Below are 26,236 nucleotides of genomic sequence, written 5' to 3' on the forward strand. Positions count from 1 at the left end.
TGACGCCTCGGCTCAGCCGATGACGTCGTAGGTGGTGATGCCCTTGGTTCCGCCGATGACCGGACCGGCCTCCCAGTGCCGACAGGCCGTCTGGGTCGGGTCCTCGGTGGTGCAGAACTTGTTGCCCGCGATCACCAGGACAACCGTGACGACCCGCCCGTCGGGCAGGTTCACGCTGGCCGACGGCCCGGAGTACGGCGTCCCGCAGCTACCGCGGACCCAACTGCTCGGTGCCGACGCCGCCCGGGTCCACGTACCGAAGCCGTGGTCGTAGAGCCAGACACCACCGGACGCGCCACTGGAGACGCAGTTCCAGAGGTTGACGGTCTTGACCGAGAGCGGCGGCGGCGGGGGTGGGCTCGCGGTGGTGGCACAGATCTCGGGCGCCGGGTCGTAGCCGAAGCCGGTCTTGATCGGGCCCATCTTGAAGCAGTACCGGGTCGAGGGTTGGAGGTTGTTCATCATGAAGGTCATCGGCCCGGTGCCGGCGGTGCCGGGCGCGTACATGGTGTTCACGCCGACGTGGTCGACCCGGTACTGGGTCTCGCCGACGGCGTTGTCGGTCCAGTTCAGCACGAGCGAGGTCTCGGTCACCCCGGTCACCGAGACGTCGGTCGGGCGGGGCAGGGCGGGCAGCGGCAGATCCCGGCAGACCACCGCCGAGGTGGCCGAACCGTACGGGTTGTCGGCCCGGACCCGGTAGCAGTACTGGTTGCCCTGCGACACGCCGGTGTCGTCCCAACTGAACGCCGTCTCACCGTTCCGGTTGTTGCTGTGCACCTGCACCCACGGGCCGGCGCTGCCACCGACCGAGCGCTCGACCACGAAGCCGGACGCGTTGGTGCTGCGCGGCTGGACGTACAGGTACATCGTCGGCACCGTCTGGGCGGCGTTGACCTGGAGGTCGGGCGCGGCCGGCGGGCTGCCCTGGGTGACCGTGCCGCAGCCGAGCTGGGTGTTCACCGTGCCGGTACCGACGTTGATGCCGTACACGCAGACGGTGTGCTGGCCGGGTCCGGCGGGCACGGTGAGGTCGTAACCGTGCGCCGCCCCGTACGGCGGGTGCACGGCGGCGACGTCCGGGCGGCTGCCGCTGGCGTTGACCGTACGGACGTACGCCCCGTCGAGGTAGACGTGCACGTCGATCGGGTTGGCGGTGTCCGGGTCGATCGACCAGCCCCGTACCCGCAGGCCGGCCGGGCCGGGCGACACCTCGTCGACCGACCCGATCGGGTCGACGGACACGAGGAACGTCCGGCAGACGGACTTGTCCTGGCCCTCGTTCTGGTTCTTGGCGACCGCGCAGACGGAACTGCCCGCCCTCGCCGGCACGGTGCCGGAGTACGCCCCCGTCGACCTGTTGGCGGCCAGCGTGGCGACGACCGCGCCCCCGACCTTGATCTGTACCTGGACCGGACCGGAGGCGTCGCGGTCCTTCGCGGTGCCGCTGACGACAAGACCGGCCGGCTGGCGGACCGGGGTGGAGAGGCTGATGGTGGGGCTGCCGAACTCGTCCTCGGTGTCGCAGATCGGGGGCGGGTTGGGCACGTCGCATTCTGGTGCCGCGATGGCGGGGGTCGTGACGACGCCGACGAAGGCGGCGCTGAGCAGCACCACCGTTGCGGCGTTGACGAATCGGTTACGCATGGCGCCAGGATGGCGATACCGCGGGTGTCCGGCGATGTTCCCGGTGAGTCCTGGACAGGGGCCGCGAGTCCTGCCCATCCGCCTTCGGGTCACCGCCGATGCTGTCAGAGTCAGGGTGTCCGACGGATATCTCGGCAAGGAGCACCCACAACAATGCCCAAAGCGGTCAGATTCGATGAGTACGGTGGAATCGACGTCCTACAGGTGGTGGAGGTCGACCGGCCCGTCCCCGGCGCCGGGCAGGTTCTCGTCAAGGTGGTTGCCGCCGGCATCAACATCGGCGAGTCATCCATCCGGCAGGGGGCGATGGACAGCATTTCCCCGAGCACCTTCCCCTCCGGTCAGGGCAGCGACCTCGCCGGGGTGGTGGTGGAGTTGGGCCCCGACGTGAGCGCTTTCTCGGTCGGCGACGAGGTGCTCGGCTTCAGCAACGATCGGGCGAGCCAGGCCGAGCTGGTTGCCGTACCGGCCGACCAACTCGTCCCGCGACCGGCGAATGTGCCCTGGGAGGTGGCCGGCGCACTGGCCGTCGTGGGCACCACGGCGTACGCGGCGACGCAGGCCGTGGGCGTCGGCACGGGCGACACCGTTGTCGTCGCCGGTGCGGCGGGCGGGGTCGGATCGCTCGCCGTCCAGCTGGCCTGCAGCGCGGGAGCGAGCGTCATCGGCCTGGCCGGACCCGCCAACCACGACTGGCTCACCGCGCACGGCGTGACCCCGGTCGCGTACGGCGAGGGAATGGCCGACCGGATCCGAGCCGCCGCCGGAAGTCCGGTTGACGCCTTCGTCGACACCTACGGCGACGACTACGTCGACCTCGCCATCGAGCTCGGGGTGAAGCCCGACCGGATCGACACGATCATCAACTTCGCCGCCGCGAAGAAGTACGGCACCAAAACAGCGGCGAACAGCGAGGGGGCGAGAGCGGACGTGCTGGCCGAAATCGCCCGGCAGGTCGATCAGGGGCGGTTGGATGTCCCGATCGCCCGTACCTACCCGTTGGACCAGGTCCGCGAGGCGTTCCGGGAGCTGGAGCAGCGGCACACCCGGGGCAAGATCGTACTGATGCCCTGACATGGCGATACTTGCCATCGCGGGCTAACCGCGTTATCTTGACGGCAGTGCACCCCTGAGGTGTCGGCGAAAGATTCCGACCCAGGGCGTGTGATTTCCTTTTCACGAGCTCGGCTCGCATGATCAGTTCACATGATCACCGGCAAATCGTTTCCGCCGGAGCTTACGAACCACTTCCGCTGATGCGCCGACGCGCATCCCGCCCAGGGCCCGACCCTCGGCCGATCGGCACCACCCGCCCGCCCGAGCCACGCCGGCCACCAGAGCCGGGCTCGCCCGAGCACCGGCAAACCACCGGATCGACGCCGGTAGCCGGCGCGTTCGCCGGTCCGATCCGGCTCGGTACACGGCGGACAACACCTTCCCAAGGAGAAGCAATGACTGCTACCGATTCGCTGGTAGACCAGCACTCCACCACGTTCAGCAACCCGTCCCGCCGGGGCGGTGGCGTCGACGACGCCCCCTCGGGCAGCACCGCCCGCCGGTCCACCCGGACCCCGCGCCGCGCCGACGGCCGCAGCGCCAACACCAGCAACGGCCGGCGCACCCGTACCACCCGTGACCGCAGCCGGGGCGACAGCGAGGACGAGACCCGGATCGGCGACGACACCGCGCTCGTACCGGTCGCCGGGATCCTCGACCTCCAGGACAACCACGGCTTCATCCGTACCGGTGGGTATCTGCCCGGCCCGGACGACGTCTACGTCTCGATCGCCCAGGCCCGCAGGTACGGCCTCCGCCGGGGTGACGCGGTGACGGGTGCGGCCCGTCCCGCCCCCGACGACGACCAGCGCCGGCACCAACCGCTGGTCCGGTTGGACACGGTCAACGGTGCCGACCCGGAGGACGCCCGGCGGCGACCGGACTTCTACAAGTTGACGCCGTTGTACCCGCAGGAGCGGTTGAACCTGGAAACCGAGCCGAACCTGCTCACCACCCGGCTGATCGACCTGGTCATGCCGCTGGGCAAGGGTCAGCGGGCGCTGATCGTCTCGCCGCCCAAGGCCGGTAAGACCATGGTCATGCAGGCGATCGCCAACGCGATCAGCCGCAACAATCCCGAATGCCACCTGATGGTGGTGCTGGTCGACGAGCGCCCCGAAGAGGTCACCGACATGCAACGGTCGGTCCAGGGCGAGGTCATCGCCTCGACCTTCGACCGGCCGACCCAGGACCACACCACGATCGCGGAGCTGGCCATCGAGCGGGCCAAGCGACTGGTCGAACTCGGCCAGGACGTGGTGGTCCTGCTCGACTCGATCACCCGGCTGGCCAGGGCGTACAACCTGGCGGCGCCGACCGGCGGCCGGACCATGTCCGGTGGTATCGACTCGGCCGCGCTGCACCCGCCGAAGCGGCTGCTCGGTGCGGCCCGGAACATGGAGAACGGCGGGTCGCTGACCATCATCGCCACGGCCATGGTCGACACCGGATCGGCGATGGACGGGGTCATCTTCGAGGAGTTCAAGAGCACCGGCAACGCCGAGCTGCGGCTGGACCGCAAGCTCGCGGAGAAGCGTATGTTCCCGGCGGTCGACATCCACTCCTCCGGCACCCGGATGGAAGAGGTCCTGTTGGCCCCGGAGGAGTTGGCCATCATCGGCCGGTTGCGTCGGGCCTTCAGCGGCCAGGACGCCCAGCAGTCCCTCGAGCAACTGCTCGACCAGTTGCGCAAGTCCGGGAGCAACTTCGAGTTCCTGACCCGGATCTCCGGGGGCACCCTGTCGGCCGGCACCGCGTCGCGTACCCGGCGCTAGCCGGCCCCTTCCCCGCCGGACACGGTCGTACCGGCGGGCCCCTGATCTCCCGTGGCGACAAGCCATTGATAAACTTGACTTGATTGAAACGATTCGATAGCGTGCGAGTGCTGTTGGAAAGCCCTTTCCCCTGCCCGGTGCGTCGCCCGGCACCGGGCTTTTCCGGGTCAGTGCGACCCCCAGGTCCGGGAGGACCAATGACGCTCACCGCCACCACCCAACCCGTCCCCGACAACGGATCCCGCAGACACCGCCGCCGGATCGGCCTCGCCGTCGCCACGGCCGTCGCCCTGGTCGGCACCGGTGCCACCATCAGCCCGCAGCCGGCCTCGGCCGCCACCATCGACACCGGCGCCTACTACGTCATCACCTCGCGCCACAGCGGCAAGGCACTCGACGTCTACAACCTCGCGACGAACGACGGCGCCCCGATCGTGCAGTGGACCCGCAACGACGGAAACCAGCAGCAGTGGCAGTTCGTCGACGCGGGCAGCGGCTATTACAAGATCAAATCCCGGCACAGCGGCAAGTTCCTCGAGTTGCCCAACGCCAACGACGGCACCCAACTCGTCCAGAACGCCGACAACGGCACCACCCGCCAGCACTTCCAGGTCGCCGACTCCGACGGCGGGCACGTGCGGTTCGTCAACCGGCACAGCGGCAAGGCGCTGGACATCTGGGAATGGTCCACCGCCGACGGCGGGATCATCTCCCAGTTCCAGGACCTGGGCGGCTGGAACCAGCAGTGGCAACTCAACCGGATCGGTTCCGGCGGAGGTGGCACCGGCTGCGGCAGTGGCTCGTTCAACGCCGAGGCGGTGCTGAACGGGAGCACATGGACCGCCCGCAACGGCAGCAGCACGGTCTACACCGGCACCGACATGCGCTCCGCGATGCAGGCGGCGGTGAACAGCCTCTCCCCGGGTCGTACCTCGAAGCAGCGGGTGGTCGTACGCGGCTCGGGTTCGATGAGCGCGGGAGCGCGCCTCTCCCTGCCGAGCTACACGATCCTCGACGTCTGCGGCACGATCAACGTGACCGGATCAGGATCCGGAGACCAGGCACCGGTGTACGCCAGAGGCGCCACCGACATCGAGGTGCAGCACCTGAACCTCACCGGATCACCCCTGTACGGGATTTTCATGCGCAACGTCAACAACCTGATCCTGGGACAGATCGACATGCGACTCTCCAGCGGCCTGGGCGTGCGGATCGACAACCACGGCGGGGACCGCGCGGTGAAGGTACGCAGCATCCGGATCGACAACGTGTACGTGCAGGGCACCAGCAGCCAGGGCGTGGAGACGTACGGGGTGGACGGGTTGACGGTCGGGACCGTCACCGCCCGGAGCACCGGCGAATCGGGCCTGCTGCTCAACGACACGATCAACGCCACCGTCGGAACCGTCGACGCCGACAACGCCGGCACCGGCACCGGGTACGCCGCGTTCCGGATGGCGAACCGCAACGGCCGGGTCGGCAGCAGCTACCCGACGAACATCCGGGTCGGCACCGTGATCGCCCGAGGGGGCGGACGCGGGATCTTCTGCGTCTCGGAGAGCGGCGGGGCCGTCATCGACCGGGTGACCATCTCGAACACCGGCAACAACTCGATCCTGGTGGAGAACTGCTACAACGTGACGATCGCCGGGGTCTCCGGGACGGTCACCGGCGGCGGCGAGGTCAGGGTCGCCGCGCGTACGGAGTTTCCGATCTCCTCCGGCATCACGTTCCAGAACCTGACGGTGACCAACACCAACATCACCCAGAACCCCTGCGGTGGCGCCAACAACGTGGTCCGGAACGTGACCCGGGTCAACTCCACGTTGAGCTGGTGCTGACCGGGTTCGAACGAGCTTTCACGCGTACGACGGTTGCGGGCCGTGGCTCGGCGGTGGTCTCGCCGGCCACGGCCGTTCCGTGCGTCAGGAAGCGTTGCCGGCCGGGGCGGGGCGGTAGCGGCCGAGAGCCGATTCGGCCCGGCTGATCGTGTCGGGGTGACCGAACAGTCCGGGCAGGCCACCGGTGTGCAGGAAGACCGTCCTGGCGTCCGGGGCGATGTCCCCGTCCCGGACGGCGGCGGCCAGGCCCGCCATCGCCCGGCCCGTGTAGATCGGATCGAGCACGATGCCCTCGCTCCGCGCGGTCAGCTCGAGTGCTTCGGCGGACGGCCCGGTGAGGTGGCCGTAGCCGTCGCCGACCTGGTCGCCCCGGATGCGCAGCTCGTGCGCGGGCACCCCGGTCCCATCGAGCCGACCGGCCAGGGCGGCGACCGCCTCGGCCGGTTCGGGCAGGGCGCCGACGTCGACTCCGAGCACCCTGCCGGCGCCGAGCGCGACGACGAGTCCCGCCATGGTGCCGCCGGAGCCCAGCTCGACCACGACAACGTCGACATCGGGCACCTGTACGAGCAGCTCCCGACCCGCCTCGACGTACCCGTACGCCCCGACGGCGTTGGAGCCGCCGAACGGAATCAGCTCGGGCCGGGCCCCGCCACCGCGCAGCTCGTCGACGATCCCGGTGGCAACGGTGGCGAGTTGGCCCCGGTCCACGTCACCGGCCCAGTGGATCTCGGCGCCGAAGAGACCGTCCAGGGCCAGGTTCCCGGAGCTCGAGCGACCCGGTTCACCGGGAAAGACCAACACCACCCGCAGACCGAGTCGGGCGCCCGCGGCGGCGGTCAGCCGGGCATGGTTGCTCTGCGGCGCACCGGTCGTGACCAGGGTGTCCGCACCGTTGGTCAGCGCGGCACCGATGGTCCATTCGAGCTTGCGGATTTTGTTGCCCCCGCCACCGAGACCACCGAGGTCGTCCCGCTTCAGCCACAGACCACCGGGGGCAAGCCCGATGGCCTCGGCGAGTCGGGGCGCGGGCTCGACGGGTGTCGGCCAACTGCCCAACGTCACCCGCCGACCCGGCGTCGGTACGGAGTCGAAAACCGTCATCGCTGCTTCCCTTCCTCCACCCCCGCATCATCCACCGCCTGGGTGGGCAGGTGGTGGTCGAGCTGTGGCGTTCCACTGCCCCCAGGGGGGCTGTCATGTCCCGGGTCATCTGTCAAAGGGGTGTCCCGGGACATGTGTCAGTGGGTTGGTGTGAGTGGGGTGTAGCTCTTGCCGGGGGTGATGGTGACGTGGCCGAGGGGGTGGCCGCTGGTGGTGTAGACGGTGATGTGGTTGTTGTCGCGGATCGCGGTGAGGGTTTGGCCGTGGTAGGCGCGGCCGATGCCGATCCGGGTTTGGCCGACGTGGAGTGTGCCGGTCTCGGTGACGCGGGTGCGATGGATCGTTGCGTCGGTTTGGATCGGTAGTGCTTGGGGGCTGCCGTGCTGTGGGGCGGTGGTCCAGGCGTGGTGCGGGGTTGCTCGTCCGGGTAGGGCGCTGTGGCGGCGGTGGTTGTAGTGGTCGCGGTAGGTGTCGAGTTGGTGTTGTAGTTGTCGCAGGGTGCGGGGTTGGTGTGGTTGGGCGCGGAGCCATTTTTTGAGGGTTTGGTGGTGCCGTTCGACCTTGCCGCAGGTTTGTGGGTGGTAGGGACTGGAGTGGATCAGGCGGGTGCCGTAGTGGTGGACGGCTTTGGCGAAGCGTGAGGGGCCGGCGTTGGTGTGTAGTAGGCGGCTGGTGAATGCCAGGCCGTTGTCGGATAGCACGATCGCGGGTGGGCCGTGGTCGGTGAATGCTCGGCGGATGCTGGTGATCGCGGCGGCTGCGGTCTCTGCGGGGGCGGCTCGGCAGGCGACGAGCATGCGGGTGCAGTCGTCGAGGACGTCGAAGATGACTACGGGGGTGCCGTCGGCGAGGGTGAGGCCGGTGGCGTCGATCTGGTAGCAGTCTCGGGGTTGGGCGTAGGCGAAGCGGCGCCAGGAGCTGCGGGGTCGTTTGGCGGGATTGCGGTCGAGGAGGTCGTGGCGGGCGAGGACCCGGTTGATGGTCGATCGTGCTGGTACCGCCCAGGCGGGGGTGGTTTCGGAGGCGATGCGTTGGAGTTCGTCGCGGATGTGGTCCGCGCCGTTGTCCACACCGAGGTCGGCGCGGAGCTTGCAGATCCACGCGTCCAGTTCCGGGGGTGTGATGGAGGGGCTGTGGTGCGGTCGTCGGGATCGTTGCCGCCATGCCCCTTCGGCTTCGATGCGAGCCCGGTGTCGGTAGTAGGTGCGGGCGTTGACGCCGTTGTCGCGGCACCACTGCTGCACGTTATCGATCTTCACGCCTGCTGCGAGCAGGGCATCCAACGCGGTCATGACCTGCCGCCGGTTCGCCATGCCCAGCAGTCATACCGCCCGGACCACTGATCTTGTGACACATCTACCGGGACATCAACTGCGACAGATCTCATGGGACTGAAGAGCCCCCAGGGGGGCGCAGAACCGCCACAGCCCTACCGGGGTATGGAGGACGGGGCGGTCAGCGTACGTCCGGGTTCTTGTCGCGAAGTGCCTGCGCGACGGCGTCGCGGACCCGGCCGTCCTCGCGCTGCTTGCGCCGGGCACGGTTGCGGCGGGCGAACAGGTACGCCCCGACGACAACGGCGATCAGTACGACGACCAGCACCAGGAGCTGCCACGGAGTGGCCCAGCCGTGTGTCGTGCCCTTGACCGGTTCGAGCGGGGTAGTGGAACCCGACGCGTCGGTGAGCAGGGGCGTCAGGGTCGCGGTCGCGGCCAGCCTCAGCGCGGGCGCCACACCGTGCACGGGTACGGACACCTTCCGGCTCTCACCCGGTAGCAGCTCCGGCGGCGCCTTGATCTCGCCCGCGTCGACCCGCAGCCAACCGAACGGGCCGGAGACCGACACGGCCTGCTGGGCGGACAGGACGGCGTTCCCGGTGTTGTGGATCGTGTACGTGACCGTGGCGTCGCCCTTGGCGAAGGGGTTGGACGTGCCGTCGTAGTCCACGTGCAGGTCCTCGATCGCGAGGTTCGGCTTGAGCTCGCCGCCGACCCGCAGCTTGATCCGGATACCGAGGCGCCGGTCCACGTTGATCCCCGCCGCCTGGTCGGGCTGGGTCAGGGAGGTCAGGATGCCGCCCACGTAGTCGCCGGGCGTGGCGTTGCCCGGCACGGTGACCTTGAAGGGGACCTGGGCGGTCTTGCCGGGCTCGACGTGGACGCTGCCGCCGCCGGCCTTGACCCAGGCACCGACGCCGACGGACTTCCCGTCCTTGGCGAGCAGGTCGAGTTGGCCGGTGTCGGTCGTGAAGCCGTCTGCGGCGTAGACGGTCAGGTCGAGCGCGACCGGTCCGTGGTTGGCGACGACCATGGCGTCGTCGACCGCGCCACCGGGGTTGACGGCGTAGCTGAAGCTGGACCGGTCGGCGCCGTAGCTGTTCGAGGCCGTCCTCACCGTCCAGGCGACATCGCCGTCCGCCGCCAGGGCTGGGCCGGCGGCCAGGCCGACGACCGCGAAGACCGCGATCAGGGCCAGAGCCGCGGTACGGAGAAAGGCGGCGACGCCTGTGTTCCGGGGCGTTGTGGACGATTGCATCTCGTGGTCCTCAGGGGATCTGGAGCGGGTTGGAGCGGAGCGGCGGGGTAAGCACCCGCAGGTGCCTACCCCGCCCGGCAATGCGGATCCGATCAGCTGCTCAGCGCGGTGATCGTGAGGGTGGCGCGGTAGTTGCCCTTCGCGATGCTGTCCGGGAACTTCAGACCCAGGTCGGCACCGAGCTTGGCCGAGCCACGGGGGTGGCCCTGCTCGGCCGAACCGAGGCCGCGCGAGACAGACAGGCCCTGGCCCTGGTCGTCGTACGAGGAGAGCACCGGAGCGCTGGCCTGGGCACCGGCACCCGCGTCGAGCACGTACGGGGTCCAGCCGAGGTAGGAGCCGGAGAACTTCTTGCTGCCGTCCTGGAAGTCACCCACGCTGGCCGAGATCGACCACGGGGAGAGCGAGCGACGGCTGTCCGACACGATGATCGGGTTGATCTTGCCCGCCGCCTCGAAGTGGTTGCCGTTGACCTCCTGCGCGGTGCCGAGGTCCACCAGGCCGTTGTTGCCGTCGATCGTCCAGCCGAACTCGCCCGGAGCCACGTCCGGCACGTTGACCTGGAGGTCCTGGCCGTCGGCGTGGAGCGGGTGCACCGAGACCTTGTCAACGATCGAGCCCACGCCCTGGTCGCCGTTGGCGGCGCTGCGGATGTTCTCGACCACGAGCTTGTCGTTGCGTACCTGGACCTTGACGTAGGTCCGGACGTGCTCCTGGTTCTCGACCGAGTTGTACCAGTAGTTGTCCGGGTTCAGCGGGTCGGCGCCGTTGCCCGCGCCGCTGGTGCCGCTGCTGTCCGGCTTGGTGATGTCGTAGTACTTCGAGCCGGAGGCCGAGTTCGCGGTGACGTAGAGGACGCCGCCGGGGCCGGCGACGACGTCTTCGGCACCGGGCTGCTCGTTCGGGTCCGCCTTCTCGCCGTTCTTGATCAGGTAGCTACGGGAGTAGCTGTGGTCGTGGCCCTGGAGCACCATGTCGACGCCGAGCTTCGAGAACGTGGTCGGGAAGTCGACGCGGCGGGCCTTGTTGTCGCCGTCCTTGGCGTGCGAGGCCGGCGAGTAGATCGAGTGGTGGTAGACGAGGACCTTCCACTTGGCCTCGGCACCGTGCTGGTTGATGACGTCGGTGACGTACGCGGTGTGCGCCTCGTCGCCGCCGCCGCCCGAGGAGGTGGCGTAGCTGTTGCTGTTCAGGTCGATGAACAGCACGTCCTTGTAGATGTACCAGTAGTCGCCACCCGAGGTGTTGGAGGCCGGGTTCCCGTTGGCGTAGTACGGGGCCGAGCGGTCCGTGTTCGGGGTGAAGTGGTGCTGCTCCCAGGCCTTGCCGCCGACGTCGTGGTTACCGATGGTCGCCGCGACGGGGTACTGGCGAAGCTGGTCGGGGGCGAGGAAGGCGTTCCACTGGGCCTCGGTGTTCGCCGTCTCGACGTGGTCACCGCCGGACACCAGCATCTCGATGTTCGGGTTGGCGGTGAGCGCGACGTTCAGGGTGTCCTGCCAACCGGCCTGGTCCTTGGCGATGTCGCCGGAGGAGCCGATCTGCGGGTCGCCGAAGAACAGGAAGTCGTAGTCGCCCTCGAAGTCCTGCGTCTTGAACGAGTACGCCGGGGACCAGTTGCCCTCGGCGCCGACACGGTACGAGTACGCCGTGTGCTCCTTCAGACCGGTGATCGTGGCGTGGCGGTTAAAGCCGCCGCTGGTGGCGATGTTCGCCCCACCGGTGGCGTCGAAGCTGAGGGCGCCGGCCGGGAACTCGCCGTTGACGATCTCGGCGGTCGGGGCCAGTTGGATCTTCTGTGCGGTGTCGGCCGAGGAGTACCAGGTCACGATGCGCTGGGTCTCGTCGGCGCCCACACCGAGGACGATGCCGGTGAGCGAGGTGGACTCGGCTGCGCTGGCAGCGGACGCCAGGCCGCTACCGGCGGCTACCGCCAAGCCCAGGAATGCCGCCGTGGCCCCTGCGGCCACTCGGCGCCGCACAAGCCCGGAGGCTCGTGTCGTGTTGCTCGATGTCATCGATTTCCGTTCCTTGTTCGATAGAGACATGGAGAGCTTTCCAATAGATATATGGAAAAGCTTTTCCCGATGACGGGGAATCGCATCTCAAGCTTTACCTGGATGATGAACCCGTCATGAACGTGATCTTGCGGCTGCCTGGACTTTCCGAGATACCTGGACTGACTCAGGACCCGGACACGCGTTCAATGAACCAGATCAGCCCCATGATGGACACGCCCGCAGAAACGACACCGGTCGCCCAGAGTCCGAGTTTCGGCGCACGGCGCCGCAATACGATCAGCAACGGGAACACCACCGCGATGATCGTCAACTGCACGGTTTCGATACCTACGTTGAACACCAGCAGGGACCACAGCAGAGTCCAGGACCAGGCTTCGTTGATTCCCAGCGCACCGGCGAAACCCAGGCCGTGCACGAGACCGAAGCAGAACACCACCCCGAGCCGAATCCAGCCCCGACGATCGAGACTGAAGTGCCCCCGGCCCGCCGTCTCCAGGTCGGTGGCGTGGTCACCACGTCGCCAGATCCCCCACAGGTGCCAGCCGGCGACCACGGCGATCGACAACGCGATCACGGGTTCCACGACACTCCCGGGCACGTCGACCAGGCCGAGGGCGGCGAGCATGAACGTCACCGAGTGCGCCAGGGTGAAGCTGGTGGCGGCGAGCACGATCTCCCGCAGCCGCCGCGACCCGGCGATGAGCGCCACCAGGAACAGGATGTGGTCGATCCCGGTGAGCAGGTGCTCGGCACCCAGGACGAAGAACTCCCGGAATCGCTCGTACCAGGCCTGCCCGGTGGAGAAGGACGGGTTGGCCGAGTCGAGCGCGGCAGAGCCGGAGCGACCGTCGATCTCGTACGTGACGATCGTCTTGGTGCCCTTGACGTAACCCTCCCCGTCAGGGAAAAGACCGCTGCGGACCTCGTGCGCGTCGGTCCGCTCCGGGCAGGTCCAGTCGAACACCAGATCGGCGTACGGCACGCCCTCCCGCTCGGTCATCGCCACGTCGCCGACCTGCATCGCCGTACAGGACTCACCATCCGAGGTCACAGAGAAGCGCTCGGTGACATATTTGGTGGCCGACTGCGCGTGGGTCTTCAGCGCCGCCGCCTGCGCCCCGGTGTCGCCCGCGTCGAATGCGGCGGTTCCTTCCCGGAAGAGAGAATCGTCGTCCTCGTAGTCGGCGGCGGACACCACAAAGAGGTCGTATTCGAGCCCCAGCTTCGTCCGTATGTGACCCTCGTCTCCCGCTGTGATATTCGCGTACACAGTCGACGAAAATCCATGGGCGAACGCCGGTACGGCGTTCAGAATAGCGATGACTGCCGCCGCGATCCCGACAACGGTGACGATAACGGTACGGCGGACGGGTCTCATCATGCGGCTCCCTCGTAATGGCCAGTGCACGTTGCATGGCGAGGGTTAACACCAGCCCGACCACCGGCGAACCGCTGGAAAACAAACTCCCGGAAGAACCGCCCGCCGGTCGGGCACGGGAGTAGTTGGGATAGGAATACAAAGAACTACGCGCACCTTCCGCCACCACTGAAGAGGACGATCACTTGCGCCCTCCGCTTCGGGCCGTTGTCACGCTGGCCACGGTCGCCGCCTTGGTCACCGGATGCAGCTCCGGCGACGACTGGTCCCGGCCACATCCCAAGCCCATCGCCATCGGCACTCTCGGCCCGGGTTTCGTCGACCCCTCCGCCCGCCCCGCCCCGGAGGCGACCGTCACCCCGCAACCCGGCTCGTGGGACGCGGTGCACCCGTCGAAGGGCTACCGGGTGGTGCTGCTCACCGCGGGTGACGACAGCCCGACCAAGGCCCTCGTGAAGGCTGTCAAGGACTGGGCGGAGGACGAGGACGTCGACCTCAGGACGGTGACCGCCGACCTCCACGACCCCGTCACCAGCATCACCAAGGCCCTCGGGATGAGCCCGGACCTCATCGTCAGTGCGGGCAACGACCTCGTCGACCCGCTCACGCTGGTCGCCCCGAGCCACCTGTCACAGCCGATCCTCGTAGTGGGCGCGGAACTGGCCGAGCCGACCCACAACGTCACGTCAGTCGACTGGTCCGGCGCATCGTTCCGTGGCGAGGGGGTCAACGCGTCGTCGACGTACGACCCCGCCTCGTTCACTCCCGAGCGCTGCGCGGCGGCCATCAGGGCGGGCGTCGCCGCCGTACTCAACGACCTGACCGGAATCGTGGTCTGGCTCGACCAGCTCTAGCCGGCGTACAAGCCGCGGCGAGGAGCCAACCCGTGATCCCCGGTCCTCAGCCCGGCACCGAGCGTCGGGTTCACAGCATGGGCGACAGCGGCGGGACCGAACGCTGACGGTGTCGTAGCCTGAGGTGCATGACCTGCGGGAGCTATCGCACCACCGCGCCCATGGCGTGGCTGCGGCAGCTGATCGCGGTCGCCGCCTTCGCCGCGGTGGCGCTGCTGCACGGCATGCAGTGCACCAACGGGGCCGCCGGCATGGTGCTGACACCCGCGGGACTCGCCCACGCCACCGACTGCGGTGCCGATGCGGTCGCCGCAACGACGACGGCGGCGCACTCGCTCGTGGCCGCCATGTCGGTGGTCGACCCACCCGCGATCGTCGCTCACACGCTGGACAGCAGCCCCGTCAACGATTCCCACCGGGAGGCCGGCGCCGGTGCCGTCTGCCTGGCACTGCTGGCAGCCGCCGGTGCCGCGCTCCTGTCCCGGTCCGGTGGCGGCTGGTGGAAACGGTTGATGGCGACCGGCCACACGGTGACGATGGCCGCGCAACGGTCACTCCAGCCGCAACTGCTCTGCCTCTGCGTGTCCCGCACGTAGGCCCCCGTACGCGCGACGGGTCGGCCAGGCCACACCGGGCCACAACCCTCGGCCCCTCATCGCGGGTGGGTGACACGAGCCCGGCGCACCGTAGCGGTGGTCGGGGCGCAGTCGCATCCTGTTCGGCACGCGCGCCCCGTGGTCCTCGATGGCGACAGGTACGAGGTCCTCGGCGTGGCCGAGCCAACGCGGATCCTTGCGGCCTCACCCCGCGGTGACCCGCCTGTCTCCCATCGCCGATTGCCACCACCCCCTGCTTCGACCGGCGCGGGTGACGCGCAGGGGCTTTCCCCGCGTGCCCTCAGCCGTTCGCGCGGCGACGTCTCCGGCACCCGGGGATCGCCATGCGGGGCCGCCTCATCCCAGACAGCCAGCACACAGACCAGATCGGATCGGTAGGACATGACTCGCAACGTGAAGACATCGCTGGTGATCGTGGCCGTGGTGGCCGCCGTGATCATGGCCGCGGCGCTCGCCGACGGCCCCGCCACACCCGGCGGCCAGGGCCCACAGGTCACCGACACGGCCAATCCCGCCCTGGTCCGGCCGGACAGCCACCGACTGTCGACCGCCACCGACGGCAAGGTCACCGTGGTGGAGTTCCTGGACTTCGAATGTGAGGCGTGCGGGGCGACCTACCCGACGGTGGAGAAGATCCGCGCCGCGTACGCCGACCGGATCACGTTCGTGGTCCGGTACTTTCCCGTCGCCAGCCACCCCAACGCCGAACTCGCCGCGAGGGCGGTCGAGGCCGCCGCCCGGCAGGGGAAGTTCGAGGCCATGTACGGCCTCATGTTCCAGCGCCAGACCCAGTGGGGTCACCAGGACGGCAAACCACAGACCGACACCTTCGCCGGCTACGCGCGCGAGCTCGGTTTGGACCTGGACCGATTCGCCCTGGACCTGCAGGACCCGGAGGTCGCCGAGCGGGTGGCGGCCGACCAACGCGACGGGGCAACCCTCGGCGTCCGAGGCACCCCCACCTTCTTCATCAACGGCACTCCCATCGACGGCCTGCCCGACCACGCCACCTTCGTGGCCCTGCTGGATGAGGAACTGGCCCGGTGAGCACCACCGGACCCGCACCCGTCAGTGCACCCGCTCGGGCGGTAACCACGGCGGTGGGTCCTCGACGACCCGTCCCTGCCGTGCTGCGGATCCTGCCCTGGGTGCTGACAGTTGGCGGGCTGATCGGGCTCGCCGCGTCGGGCATCCTCATCATCGAGAAGATCAACCTGCTGTCCCGACCCGGGTACGTCCCGTCGTGCAGCATCAGCCCGATCGTGTCCTGCGGATCGGTGATGACCAGTTGGCAGGCCGAGGTGTTCGGCCTGCCGAATCCGCTGCTGGGTGCGGCCGGATTCGCGGTCGCCGCCACCATTGGTGTGATGCTGCTCGCGGGTGCCGCGCCGCCCCGTTGGTTCTGGCTCGGCCTGCACACCGGGACGGCACTCGGCGTCGGTCTGATCCATTGGCTGATCTTCCAGAGCCTCTACCGCATCAACGCGCTGTGCCCCTACTGCATGGTCGTGTGGGCGGTCACGATTCCGATCTTCTGGTACGTCACGGTGCACAACCTGCACACCGGGATCCTGTCCACGTCCGATCGTTGGCGGCGCACCGGCGACGTCCTGGCCAGCTACCACGGCATCGTGCTGACTGTCTGGTTCATGATCATCACGCTGGCCATCACCCACAGATTCTGGGACTACTGGAGCACGCTGCTGTGATCCATGGCCCGGATCTCCCACTGGTGCGGCCCTGATCGCCACGCCCTGTGGTGGCTCATCGCCGGTGACTTATCGCTAGGCGATAAGTCACGCCAAAACGCCAGGTCGGCGCCTCACGCGACCCATTTACATCACGGAGAGTAGTCACATAAACACGCCTTCCGGACGGCACCCACAGTCCAGGTAAGACGATCAACAAAAAACGCCTGACCGCGTTTCCGCAGGTCAGACGTTTTTTGATCTTGTGCGCCCGAAGGGACTCGAACCCCTAACCTTCTGATCCGTAGTCAGATGCTCTATCCGTTGAGCTACGGGCGCAGGTGCTCGATCAGCATACACAAGCCAATCTCGCGCGGAGACTCCGGGATTCGAACCCGGGAGGGGCTTTAAGACCCCAACCGCATTAGCAGTGCGGCGCCATAGACCAGACTAGGCGAAGTCTCCCCGGTGGTCAGCAGACCACCGCCGACCGAGAATACAGGTCCCCCACCGGACGAGGCAAAGCGAGTATCCCGCGCGGCGTACGCGACGCGCCGCCGAGCGCCGCGCGCCGGCTCGTACCGGCGAACTTTCCGGGAGGTGAACCTCGATGAACCGGACTAGGCTCGCTGGACATGGAGGAGCAGCCGCCCACCGACCCCCCGCCCGGCCGCCGACCGCAGGCGAAGTCAGCACCCCGCTCCCGTACGCCGAAGGCAGCCTTCACCGCCCCGCCGCAGCCGGACCCGCCACCACCGACCGCGGCGCGTACGGGCAGGGCCGCACCGGCGGTGCTCTTCCAGCCCCCGTCCGAGGAGCAGCCGGCCCGCCCGACGCCGCCTCCCGTTGAGCCGAGCCGGAACCCGACCCCCTCGGACAGCACCGGTGATCTACCCGCCGACCAGCCCGAGCCCCCACCCGTCAAGGCAGCCCGGAAGACGACCGCCCCGCGAAAGTCGACCACCGCCGCCAAGGCCACCGCCGTCAAGGCCACCGCCGAGGCCACCCCCGCCAAGACGACGCCCACCAAGATCACCGCCGCCAGGACAACCGCTCCCAAGAGCATCACGCCAAAGACGACCGCGTCGAAGAAGGTCGCCCCGCAGGAGCCGAGCCAGCCCGAGGCCACCACCCCGGCCGACCTCTCCTCCACCCCGCCCCCGATCACCCCGCCGACGCCCGAACCCGACCCCACTCCGACCGTCGAACCGGCCTCGGTCCAGGCACCGGTCAAGCGCGCCGCCCGCAAGACGGCCGCCATGAAGCCAACAAAGGCTGCGAAGGCGACAAAGGCTGCGAAGGCGACCAAACGCGCCGAGCCCGTGGCCGTCCCCGCCCAGACACCGCCAACACAGCCCCACCCGGCAACCACCGAACAGGCAACCACCGAACAAGGAAACACCCGACCCACAACCACCGAACCGGGAACCACCCGACCGGCAACGGCCGAACCGACCGGGGCCGAACCGAGGGCCGAGGCGCCGGAGGCTGACCAGCGGGCGTTGGTGCGTACACCGGAAGAAGGCCGACCACCGATCACCGCCCGCCTGTTCGAGCACCCCGGATTTGCCCCCGAGCTGGTGGCACTCGCCGCCGTACGCGCGCTGGGACCGGCGGCCGGGGCCTGGTCGGCCCGGACCAGGGCGAGTTATCCCACCGCGACCCCGGACGGCCTGGCTCGGCTGGTCACCACCCGGTTCGTCCGGCTGGCCGGCGCGGGTGGCGCGGCATCGGCCGCCGCCGGCCTGTTCGCGCCGCTCGCCGAACTGGCCGCGGTCTCCTGGACCCATGCTGAGCTGGTGCTGCACCTGGCGGCCGCCTACGACCGCGACCCGACCGATCCGGAGCGGGCGGTCGACCTGCTGGTCCTGACCCAGGTGCATCCGGACGACGGGAGTGCCCGCGACGCCCTCGCCGCCGCGGTGGCGGCTGCCCCGGATGGTGACGGTGGCGGTCTGCACCGGTTGGCGGAGGCGGGTTGGCGGCTGGCCGCACCGCTCGCCGCGCAGGCCGGTGGTTGGGTGATGCTGCGGCTGGCTGCCCGACTACTGCCCGGTGCGGCGATGCTCGCCGCCGCCGCTGGCGACTCGGCCGCGGCCCAACGGTTGGCCGCGCGAGCGGTGACCCGCTACCGCACCGCAAGAGTGAGCGGCGGAGCGGTCGGCAGCAACTGAACGCGCCGCCAGCGAATGATCGACTACAGCCAGTCGAGCCAGCTCGACGGTAGGGCGGAATAGCCGACAAAGGCGACCACGTCGAGCAGCGTGTGCGCGACCACGAGCGGCAGGACCCGCTTCGTCCGCAGGTAGAAGAGGCTGAAGATCACGCCCATGATCGCGTTGCCGATGAACGCGCCGAAACCCTGGTACAGGTGGTACGAACCGCGTAGCACCGCGCTCGTCGCGATCACCGCGCCGACCCGCCACCCGAGGTCGCGCAGCCGGGTCACCAGGTAGCCGACGACCACGATCTCCTCCAGGATCGCGTTCTGTGCGGCCGCCAGCACCAGCACCGGGACGGTCCACCACAGGTCGCGCAGGGCGGTCGGAACCACCGAGACGTTGATCCCCAGTTTGGCCGCGACATAGAACAGGCCGAGGCCGGGCAGGCCGATCAGCGCGGCCAGGCCCGCGCCCCGGGCCAGGTCCTGGCCCGGCCGGTGGGCGTCCAGGCCGAGGGTCAGCCGGGCATCGCCCCGGTCGCGGTTGAGCAGGTGTACGGCGAGCAGCACCGGAACCAGCGCGAACACGATGTTCAGTAGCTGGTACGTGAGGTCGAGCCAGGGTCGGGCCGACTGGGACGCGTTGAGTGTCGCGGTCTGCTGGGACAGCGGCCGGTCGGCGGTGAGCCGGCCGATGATGTTGACCATCGCGTAGATCGCGGACTGGCCGAGGGAGACGCCGAGGACCAGCAGGACCTCGGTGCCGATGGTCCGGCGGGACACCGGCCTGGCGAGCTCAACCGTCACCCGACCACTCTGCCTCACGCCACCGTGACTCGACCTCCCCGGACCCGAAAGTTTTACGCGCCACCCCCGTCCCGGAGTCGATCGCACATTCTGTGCGACCGACATCCACGGAGAGTGCCCATCCTGATCGAGACGGACAGCCCCATGGTCCCGCCATCCGATCAGCTCGCACGTGCGCCGGCCGCACGTCGTCATCGAGAAGGGCGCAATGGACAACCTGGCGCAGGTGTTGAAGGAGAGTTGGACCCTGGTCGAAGAGGACCGGTCCAAGATCGCAGGACATTTCTACGCCCGCCTCTTCCTCTCCAACCCGCAACTGCGCGAGCTGTTCCCCGTACAGATGGACGGCCAGCGGGACCGGCTGTTGGAGGCGATCGTCACCTCGATGCAGACGCTGGACGATCCGGAGCGGTTCGACGACTTCCTGCGCGGGCTCGGTCGCGATCACCGGAAGTACCACGTCAGCCCCGAGCACTACGCGCTCGTCGGCGAGGCGTTGCTGGTGGCGTTGCGGACCGCCGGGGGCGAGCAGTGGACCATCGAGTACGACCAGGCGTGGCGCGACGCGTACGCGGTGATCGCGGAGAAGATGATCGCGGGGGCCGCCGACGACACCAATCCACCGTTCTGGCATGCCGAGGTGCTGACCCATGAGCGACGGGGCCGGGACGTGGCGGTCTTCACCTGCCGCCCGCTCCAGTTCCCCCTGCCCTACCGTGCCGGCCAGTACGTCAGCATCGAAGTGCCCCGCTACCAGCCAAGACTGTGGCGTACGTACTCGGTCGCCAACGCGCCGACCGAGGACAACGTGATGGAGTTCCACGTCCGGGCGGTCGGCGCCGGTTGGGTCTCCAGCAGCCTGGTCCGCAAGATCAAGCCGGGGGATCTGCTGCGGTTGGCGGCCCCGATGGGGTCGATGGTCCTCGACCGGAAGTCGAACCGGGACATCCTGTGCGTCGCCGGCGGTGTCGGCCTCGCCCCGATCAAGGCACTGGTCGAGGAGTTGACCCTCTACAACCGCACCCGGTGGGTGCACGTCTTCTTCGGCGGCCACAGCCAGGACGAGTTGTACGGCCTCACCGAACTCTACGAACTGGCCGCCCGGCATCCCTGGTTGTCGGTCCTGCCCTCGTGCAGCGTCGATGACGGTTTCACCGGCGAGCGGGGCGACCTGGCCGAGGTCCTGGCCCGGTACGGCCCGTGGACCACCCACGACTGCTTCGTTTCCGGCTCGGCCCCCATGGTCCGTTCCATCCTGCGCCTGCTGGCCCAGCACGACGTACCCCCGGCCAACATCCGTTACGACACCTTCGGCGACGTCTAACCCCGCACCACCCCACCACCCCTCACCCAGCCCCCTCCCCCCAAGCCGGGTATCGGGCCCTGCCGGCAGGGCCCGATACCCGGCCCCCCTTCACCCACGCCCGCCCCCAGCGGGCCCTGATACGGAGAAAGAGTGGCTATCCCCCCGGATATAGCCACTCTTTCTCTACATCTGCCCAACGCAGGGCGGGTGGGTCAGTAGCGCCAGGGGCTGCCGGTTTCGCGGTATTCCTCTACCGGGACCAGGGGGATGTTGGGGTCCATGCGGTCGATGTAGAGCTTGCCTTCGAGGTGGTCGATCTCGTGGGCGACGAGTCGCGCCATGGCGAACTCGAAGGACGTGATCGCCCGCCCCCCGTCCCATCTGGCGTGTTCGACGTCGAGTCGGAGTGGGCGGGCCACCAGGCCACGCTGGTCGAAGAAGGAGAGGCAGCCCTCGTACTGCTCGTCGGTGTCCCGGGCGGTGTCGACAACCCGCGGGTTGAGCAGGACGACGGGTTCGGCGTCCCGGTCGGGTGGGCGTACGACGGCGGCGGCCCAGGGGATGCCGAGCTGCGGTGCGGCGAGCCCGACCCCCTTGCTGAACGGGTGCAGTTCGTCCAGCCGGTGCAGTGCCGCCCGTAGTTGGAAGACGACGTCCCGGGCGGTGGCCTCGTCCCGGGGCAGTTCGAACAGTCGGGCCGGTTGGCGCAGGAGGGCCGCCCCGCGCTGGACGATGCCGGCGGCCCGCATCCGGTCGCTGGCCCGTGGCTCGGGCTCGGCCTCGGCGGTGGGCTGGGCCCGGTAACGCCATTCGAGGCGGTAGCGGGCGTTGAGCGGTGGTTCCTCGGTCGACCAGTCGAAGACCGCCCGGCCGTCGACGTCGTGCCGGAGCAGGGGCGTACGCAACGGCCCCTCTTCGGCCGAGAGGGTGGTCTCCACCCCCCACACCTGGGGGTCGAGGTCCAGCGGGAGGTTGAGCCGGACGGAGAGGTGCCGGGTGGGCAGGCGTACGGCCCGCTGGAACCACGGACCCCACTTCTCCTCACCGACGGTGTATGCGTACTCGATGGTGACCCGCTCGCCGGGGTAGAGCGGGAAGCGCCCGTTGGCGTTCTCGAAGAGCAGCCAGACCTCTTTGAAGGCGTCCCGGTCGTGCTTCTTGCGCCAGTCCATCGGCTCGGGGCTGGCTTCGTCGCCGCAGAACGCCTGGAGGTCGAGTTCGGCGAAGGTGAGCGGGTGCTCGCGGTGGTGCCGGTTGGAGCGCCCGGGGTCGCTGGGGTACCGGTCGACGGCGACCCGGACCAGGTAGCGGGTGACGGGTTCGGTGCCGGCGTTGTAGAGCGCCCGCCGGATGACGCACCGGTACGCCTTGTCCTGGTGGGTGAGGGTGGCGGACTCCTGCTCGACGATGAGCCCGGTGCCCGGGGGCAGCCACTGTTCGGGTACGGGCGGGTCCCGGTGCGCGGTCATGTTCGACCGGGCGTGCCGGAGTTCGTCGTACTCCTGGAAGCGTTGCCAGATCGCGCCGGACGCGGCGAGTACGGCCTCGGCCCGGCGGGCGAAATCCTCGGTGGGCCGGTGGCGGCGGCCCTCTACGTGACTGACATATGAGGGGTCGAACCCCATGCGGGCGGCGAGCTGCTTCTTGGTCATGCCCCGCTCGACCCGCCGTCTGGAGAGTTCGGCCGCGAACGAGTCGGCAGCTCGCTCAATGGGCGAGGTGGTCATCGGGTTCCTAAGGGGCCGGGAATCCCAGTCTGGTGGGCGACCTACCCACTGGGGCAGAACTGCCGCGTTAACGACATTTGGCTTGACAATTCTTCCATCATCATCGATCCTATCGCGGCTCGATGCCCTGCTCAGGGCCATGGTCGAGCCCTCCGATCGGTCACTCCCGGTTACCTGTCACCCGTTCGGGTATCCGCCCGCCAGGCGTACCGGTGGATCTCGGTAGCCGATGGTGACGAACGCCTCCGCACCCTCCAAGATGTGGTTAGGCTTCCCTTAGTGCTAACGTGGCGACCGGTACGGTGACCGAAGGGCGGGTGCGGTGACAGCGGTGACACCATGGCGAACGCGGCCCCTGCGCCACGCTGACCTGGGCATCCTCCCGACACGGCGGCACCGCGCCGCCGACCCGCTGGACACTTCCGAGCAGCAGACGGGTGACCCACGGTGACGGCCGTCATCGATGGGCGCGCGTACGCGACCGCACCGCTCGCACCGGTCAACGCGACCCTGCGTCAGATGTTCGGGACCGACGACCTGCCCGGGCTCGTACCCGGACTGTTCGTCGACGACGAGCGGGGCTGGCTGCCCGCCACCGACCTGATCAACGGCAGTCACCTGCCCGACCTGCTGGCCGCCGCGCAGCGCTCCTGGCAGTCCACCCCGCACGCCGCCGCCGCGCTGTTCTGGAAGTCCTACACCTACTGGTTGGCGCTGCCCACCGTGGTCGGCTGGGCAGCCGCCCGCCGGGTCCCCCTGCTCCGGGCGTCGGACGTACTGGTGCGGGTCGAAACCGACCGGGCGACGCTGACCCTCGGGCTGCGCCGCTCGACCACGGTCGCGGTGCTCGCCTCCGACCCGCTGGCGCTCAGCGGGCTGCCCGAGGTGCGGGTGCTCACCGACGAGACCCAACTCCTCCGCGAGCTGCGTGCCTCGTTGCTCGACGAGCACCTGACCCCGCTGCTCGACGCGATCCACACCCAGGTCCGGGTCGGCGCCCGTACGCTGCTCGGCTCGGTCGCCTCCGGGGTCGCGTACGGCATCCTGCGGGCCGCGGCCGGCCTGCCCGGCGCGTCCGAGGAGAACGTCGCGACGCTGCTTCGCGCGCTCGACCTCGAAGACCTGATCGAGCTGGTGCCCGGTCCGGACGGTGAGCCGACCGTGCAGCGCAAGACGTGCTGCCTCGCCTTCACCCTGCCGCAGCCGCGGATCTGCAAGGGCTGCTGCATCCGCTCGAACTGAGCCCGGGCAGGACGCCCCGCCGGTTCACCCGTCCGGCAGGGGACGGACGTCCCAGACCCGGACCCCCGCCGATGGGCTTCGGCACGACGCCGGTCAGCGCGGTCATCCCGGCGCGCAGTGCGTCGGCCCGAGCACCTCCGCGCGGCTGGAACCAGAGCCCGGAGGTGATCCAGACCGCCAGTCCGAAGTAGCTCAGCACCGCGCGATGTCCGGCAGCGGACCGCGCCGGTGACGGCGCGGGGTCACGGGCATCGCCGCGCTCTGTGCCCGAACGCCCGGAAGGCGGACGGGGACGGATCAACCGAACAATCCGTTCGTGCCACGCCGATGCCTCAATTTCCCTACGGTCGTCGTAGATGGTTCACTCTGTCGGTCCAGGGTGCAGGTCGAGTTTCAGATCGCGAGGAATCGACGCATGGCAGAAATCACTGGGGATCAGCGAGTTCAGTCCGAGGTACTCGAGGGTCTCGCGACCGCCGTGAACCACCGCCGATGGTTTGTTGAGCTGGCGCTGCCCTACCTGGGGGACAACCCGATCGAGATCGGCAGTGGCCTCGGTGACTACGTGCTCGAGTGGGCGCCGCACTTCCCCAGGTTCACGGCCACCGAGGCCGATCCCGACCGGTTGGTGGCACTGAAGGAGCGCCTCGCCGGCGAGTCCAACGTCGAGGTACGGCAGATGCTGCTGCCGCAGCCGGAGCAGGAACGCGGCGACTACAGCGCGGCGGTCTCGTACAACGTGCTCGAACACATCGAGGACCACGTCGGAGCGCTGCGGAGCATGCGGGAACTGGTGCGTCCCGGCGGTGCGATCGTACTGATCGTGCCGGCGTTCGAGTTCGCCATGGGTCCGGCGGACATCGCCACCGGACACGTACGGCGCTACACCAAGAAGACGATGCGGGCCGCGCTCACCGACGCGGGGCTGACCGTGGAGCGGTTGCACTACGCGAACGCCCTCGGCCTCATCGGCTACTACATGGCGACGAACGTGTTCCGGCTGATGCCCAAGGAAGGCCCGATGGTGAAGGTCTACGACAGCCTGGTGCTGCCGGTGACCAAGGCGGCGGAGCAGCTCGTGCGGCCGCCGTTCGGACAGTCCGTCTTCGCCGTCGCCCGGGTACCCGGCGCGTCGGAGGCCTGACCGGAGAGCGACGACCGACACCGTTCAACCCGTCCCCGGTGTCGGCCGTCCACTTACTCCGGCAAGCTCAGCCCTTGACCTGGTACGTGGGCCGGATTACCGCCCGTGCCAGGGTGTGGAAGGTCAGGTTGAAGCCGACGTACGCCGGGCTCGCGTCCGGCGTGAGGTCGAGCTGCTCCACATCGAGGGCGTGTACGGCGAAGAGGTACCGGTGGACGTGGTCGCCGGCCGGCGGGGCAGCGCCGCCGTACTCCTGGGTGCCGTAGTCGTTGCGGACGGCGAACGCACCACCCTCGACGGACCCGGCCTTGCCCGCGCCCCGGGGTAGCTGGGTGACCGACACCGGGATGTTGACCAGGACCCAGTGCCAGAAACCGCTGGTGGTAGGCGCGTCCGGGTCGTAGCAGGTGACCGCGAAGCTGCGCGTCCCGTCCGGGAAACCGGACCAGGCGAGCTGCGGCGACAGGTCGCCACCGCCCACGCTGGAGTGTACGAACTCGGTGCCCAGCGGCTCCCCGTCGCGCACGTCGTCGCTGGTCAGCGTGAACGCCGGCACCGGCGGCAACAGGTCGTACGGGTCCGGCCCGATCGCTCGCTCAAGGTTCATCAGGATGTCCTTCCAAAGAGGGAGACTCAGTGTCTTTGTACCCTGTCCGGCCCGCCTCAGTGCTGCCGGTGGGGGAAACAGTGGGCAACCGGTCTCCCGACGTCCACGACAACGCGGCCGGGCCCCATTCTCGAAATACCGATCCGACCGCTCGTACGGATGGCCCGCCGCTGTTTCAGCCGAGAATCAGCACCGGTTCGGAAACCCTCTACCTCGTACGCGGACGCGCCTTTCATCCGGGCTTTTCCCGGCCGGTTCGGCGGCGCTTTCGTGGTCCGGTCGTGGGCGCTCTCCCGGTCTGGTCGTCGGCGCTTTCCCCGTCGGGTCGTCGGCGCGACCCCCGACCGGCGGAGCGTGAGCGACGACTCGCTGGCCGCCGCACCGGTCGACCGAGGCGGGGGGACCCCGGGTCCGTGGCCGCCGACGAGGGGACCAGCCCACCTCGGCCCAACGGACATTTCTCTGATCCGGACTCCGTGCCGGCAATGTCACCCCGTCGACAAATCCGACGTCGTCAACGTGCGGGACACAAGCGGGTACGTCGGTCGCAGTCAAACTGGTCACTGCGGCTACAACCACTCTCCGTGATCACGAGTCGAGGGTCGCACCACCCGCAAGAAGCGGCATGGGTCACGGTTTAAGCAGGCCAAGAGGGGTTGGCAGGAGCAGAAGCGGCCCAGTAACGTCAGCCCGTCTGGTCCGGCCCTTAGTCACCGCGGGTGACAC

Annotated in this window: 19 protein-coding genes, 2 tRNA genes and 1 pseudogene; 11 read left to right on the top strand and 11 right to left on the bottom strand. The window is 68.9% G+C overall.

Translation table 11 applies throughout. From position 1 onward, the window contains the following. Nucleotides 1–12 precede the first annotated feature (12 nt). Nucleotides 13–1,647 carry a fibronectin type III domain-containing protein gene (locus tag OIE47_RS12855; protein WP_326561724.1) on the bottom strand — a complete coding sequence of 545 codons (1,635 nt, stop codon included), beginning with the start codon at nucleotides 1,645–1,647 and terminating at the stop codon, nucleotides 13–15. 153 nt (nucleotides 1,648–1,800) lie between these two features. On the opposite strand from OIE47_RS12855, the gene OIE47_RS12860 reads away from it, so the two are divergent. The 3 genes and pseudogenes from OIE47_RS12860 (at nucleotide 1,801) to OIE47_RS12870 (ending at nucleotide 6,319) form a co-directional block, all read left to right on the top strand. Beyond that, a complete protein-coding gene (locus tag OIE47_RS12860) occupies nucleotides 1,801–2,721 on the top strand; it encodes an NADP-dependent oxidoreductase (protein ID WP_326561725.1) in 921 nt (306 codons plus the stop codon). Between the two features lie 431 nt (nucleotides 2,722–3,152). Further along, nucleotides 3,153–4,478 (top strand): annotated as a pseudogene (rho, locus tag OIE47_RS12865) (transcription termination factor Rho); the annotation flags it as partial. Nucleotides 4,479–4,675: 197 nt separating this feature from the next. Next, on the top strand, nucleotides 4,676–6,319 hold the full coding sequence (locus OIE47_RS12870) for an RICIN domain-containing protein (RefSeq protein ID WP_326561726.1): 1,644 nt from the start codon (nucleotides 4,676–4,678) through the stop codon (nucleotides 6,317–6,319). A gap of 84 nt (nucleotides 6,320–6,403) precedes the next feature. On the opposite strand, the gene OIE47_RS12875 is transcribed toward OIE47_RS12870, so the two are convergent. From OIE47_RS12875 to OIE47_RS12895, 5 genes are all read right to left on the bottom strand, one after another. Further along, the gene (locus OIE47_RS12875; RefSeq protein ID WP_326561727.1) at nucleotides 6,404–7,423 is read right to left on the bottom strand and encodes a pyridoxal-phosphate dependent enzyme; all 1,020 of its coding nucleotides are present in this window, start codon (nucleotides 7,421–7,423) and stop codon (nucleotides 6,404–6,406) included. Nucleotides 7,424–7,560: 137 nt separating this feature from the next. Further along, nucleotides 7,561–8,736, bottom strand: a complete 1,176-nt coding sequence (locus OIE47_RS12880; protein WP_326559317.1) for a DDE-type integrase/transposase/recombinase — start codon at nucleotides 8,734–8,736, stop codon at nucleotides 7,561–7,563. A 142-nt stretch (nucleotides 8,737–8,878) separates the two neighbouring features. Continuing rightward, nucleotides 8,879–9,958 (bottom strand): COG1470 family protein, encoded by a 1,080-nt coding sequence (locus OIE47_RS12885; protein ID WP_326561728.1) that lies wholly within the window; start codon nucleotides 9,956–9,958, stop codon nucleotides 8,879–8,881. Nucleotides 9,959–10,050: 92 nt separating this feature from the next. After that, nucleotides 10,051–11,976 carry a fibronectin type III domain-containing protein gene (locus OIE47_RS12890; RefSeq protein ID WP_442792085.1) on the bottom strand — a complete coding sequence of 642 codons (1,926 nt, stop codon included), beginning with the start codon at nucleotides 11,974–11,976 and terminating at the stop codon, nucleotides 10,051–10,053. Between the two features lie 166 nt (nucleotides 11,977–12,142). Further along, nucleotides 12,143–13,357 carry a HupE/UreJ family protein gene (locus tag OIE47_RS12895; protein ID WP_326561730.1) on the bottom strand — a complete coding sequence of 405 codons (1,215 nt, stop codon included), beginning with the start codon at nucleotides 13,355–13,357 and terminating at the stop codon, nucleotides 12,143–12,145. 185 nt (nucleotides 13,358–13,542) lie between these two features. Between OIE47_RS12895 and OIE47_RS12900 the strand changes: the two genes are divergently transcribed. The 4 genes from OIE47_RS12900 (at nucleotide 13,543) to OIE47_RS12915 (ending at nucleotide 16,537) form a co-directional block, all read left to right on the top strand. Next, nucleotides 13,543–14,211, top strand: a complete 669-nt coding sequence (locus tag OIE47_RS12900) for a hypothetical protein (RefSeq protein WP_326561731.1) — start codon at nucleotides 13,543–13,545, stop codon at nucleotides 14,209–14,211. Nucleotides 14,212–14,339: 128 nt separating this feature from the next. Beyond that, nucleotides 14,340–14,807, top strand: a complete 468-nt coding sequence (locus tag OIE47_RS12905; protein WP_326561732.1) for a hypothetical protein — start codon at nucleotides 14,340–14,342, stop codon at nucleotides 14,805–14,807. A gap of 402 nt (nucleotides 14,808–15,209) precedes the next feature. Next, nucleotides 15,210–15,875: a DsbA family protein gene (locus tag OIE47_RS12910; RefSeq protein WP_326561733.1), complete on the top strand. Its 666-nt coding sequence runs from the start codon at nucleotides 15,210–15,212 to the stop codon at nucleotides 15,873–15,875. A gap of 53 nt (nucleotides 15,876–15,928) precedes the next feature. Continuing rightward, complete coding sequence (locus OIE47_RS12915) at nucleotides 15,929–16,537, top strand: vitamin K epoxide reductase family protein (RefSeq protein ID WP_326563079.1); 609 nt, start codon at nucleotides 15,929–15,931, stop codon at nucleotides 16,535–16,537. Nucleotides 16,538–16,782: 245 nt separating this feature from the next. Here the strand turns inward: OIE47_RS12915 and OIE47_RS12920 are convergent. Next, nucleotides 16,783–16,855, bottom strand: a tRNA-Arg gene (locus OIE47_RS12920). A gap of 35 nt (nucleotides 16,856–16,890) precedes the next feature. Beyond that, nucleotides 16,891–16,981: transfer RNA gene (locus OIE47_RS12925), tRNA-Ser, on the bottom strand. Between the two features lie 170 nt (nucleotides 16,982–17,151). Here OIE47_RS12925 and OIE47_RS12930 point away from each other — a divergent pair. After that, nucleotides 17,152–18,690, top strand: coding sequence for a hypothetical protein (locus OIE47_RS12930; protein WP_326561734.1), 1,539 nt, complete (start codon nucleotides 17,152–17,154; stop codon nucleotides 18,688–18,690). A gap of 23 nt (nucleotides 18,691–18,713) precedes the next feature. Here the strand turns inward: OIE47_RS12930 and OIE47_RS12935 are convergent, their stop codons facing one another. Continuing rightward, nucleotides 18,714–19,484, bottom strand: coding sequence for a CPBP family intramembrane glutamic endopeptidase (locus OIE47_RS12935; protein WP_326561735.1), 771 nt, complete (start codon nucleotides 19,482–19,484; stop codon nucleotides 18,714–18,716). Between the two features lie 208 nt (nucleotides 19,485–19,692). Between OIE47_RS12935 and OIE47_RS12940 the strand changes: the two genes are divergently transcribed. After that, nucleotides 19,693–20,808, top strand: coding sequence for a globin domain-containing protein (locus tag OIE47_RS12940; RefSeq protein ID WP_326561736.1), 1,116 nt, complete (start codon nucleotides 19,693–19,695; stop codon nucleotides 20,806–20,808). A gap of 194 nt (nucleotides 20,809–21,002) precedes the next feature. On the opposite strand, the gene OIE47_RS12945 is transcribed toward OIE47_RS12940, so the two are convergent. After that, nucleotides 21,003–22,517, bottom strand: coding sequence for a peptide deformylase (locus OIE47_RS12945; protein WP_326561737.1), 1,515 nt, complete (start codon nucleotides 22,515–22,517; stop codon nucleotides 21,003–21,005). A 459-nt stretch (nucleotides 22,518–22,976) separates the two neighbouring features. On the opposite strand from OIE47_RS12945, the gene OIE47_RS12950 reads away from it, so the two are divergent. Further along, complete coding sequence (locus OIE47_RS12950) at nucleotides 22,977–23,759, top strand: hypothetical protein (RefSeq protein WP_326563080.1); 783 nt, start codon at nucleotides 22,977–22,979, stop codon at nucleotides 23,757–23,759. 415 nt (nucleotides 23,760–24,174) lie between these two features. Continuing rightward, nucleotides 24,175–24,903: a class I SAM-dependent methyltransferase gene (locus OIE47_RS12955; RefSeq protein WP_326561738.1), complete on the top strand. Its 729-nt coding sequence runs from the start codon at nucleotides 24,175–24,177 to the stop codon at nucleotides 24,901–24,903. A 67-nt stretch (nucleotides 24,904–24,970) separates the two neighbouring features. Here OIE47_RS12955 and OIE47_RS12960 read toward each other — a convergent pair whose 3' ends face one another. Continuing rightward, the gene (locus OIE47_RS12960; RefSeq protein WP_326561739.1) at nucleotides 24,971–25,510 is read right to left on the bottom strand and encodes a YbhB/YbcL family Raf kinase inhibitor-like protein; all 540 of its coding nucleotides are present in this window, start codon (nucleotides 25,508–25,510) and stop codon (nucleotides 24,971–24,973) included. Nucleotides 25,511–26,236: the final 726 nt, after the last annotated feature.

This window comes from Micromonospora sp. NBC_01796 (assembly GCF_035917455.1).
In the GTDB taxonomy this organism is placed as follows: Bacteria; Actinomycetota; Actinomycetes; order Mycobacteriales; family Micromonosporaceae; genus Micromonospora_G.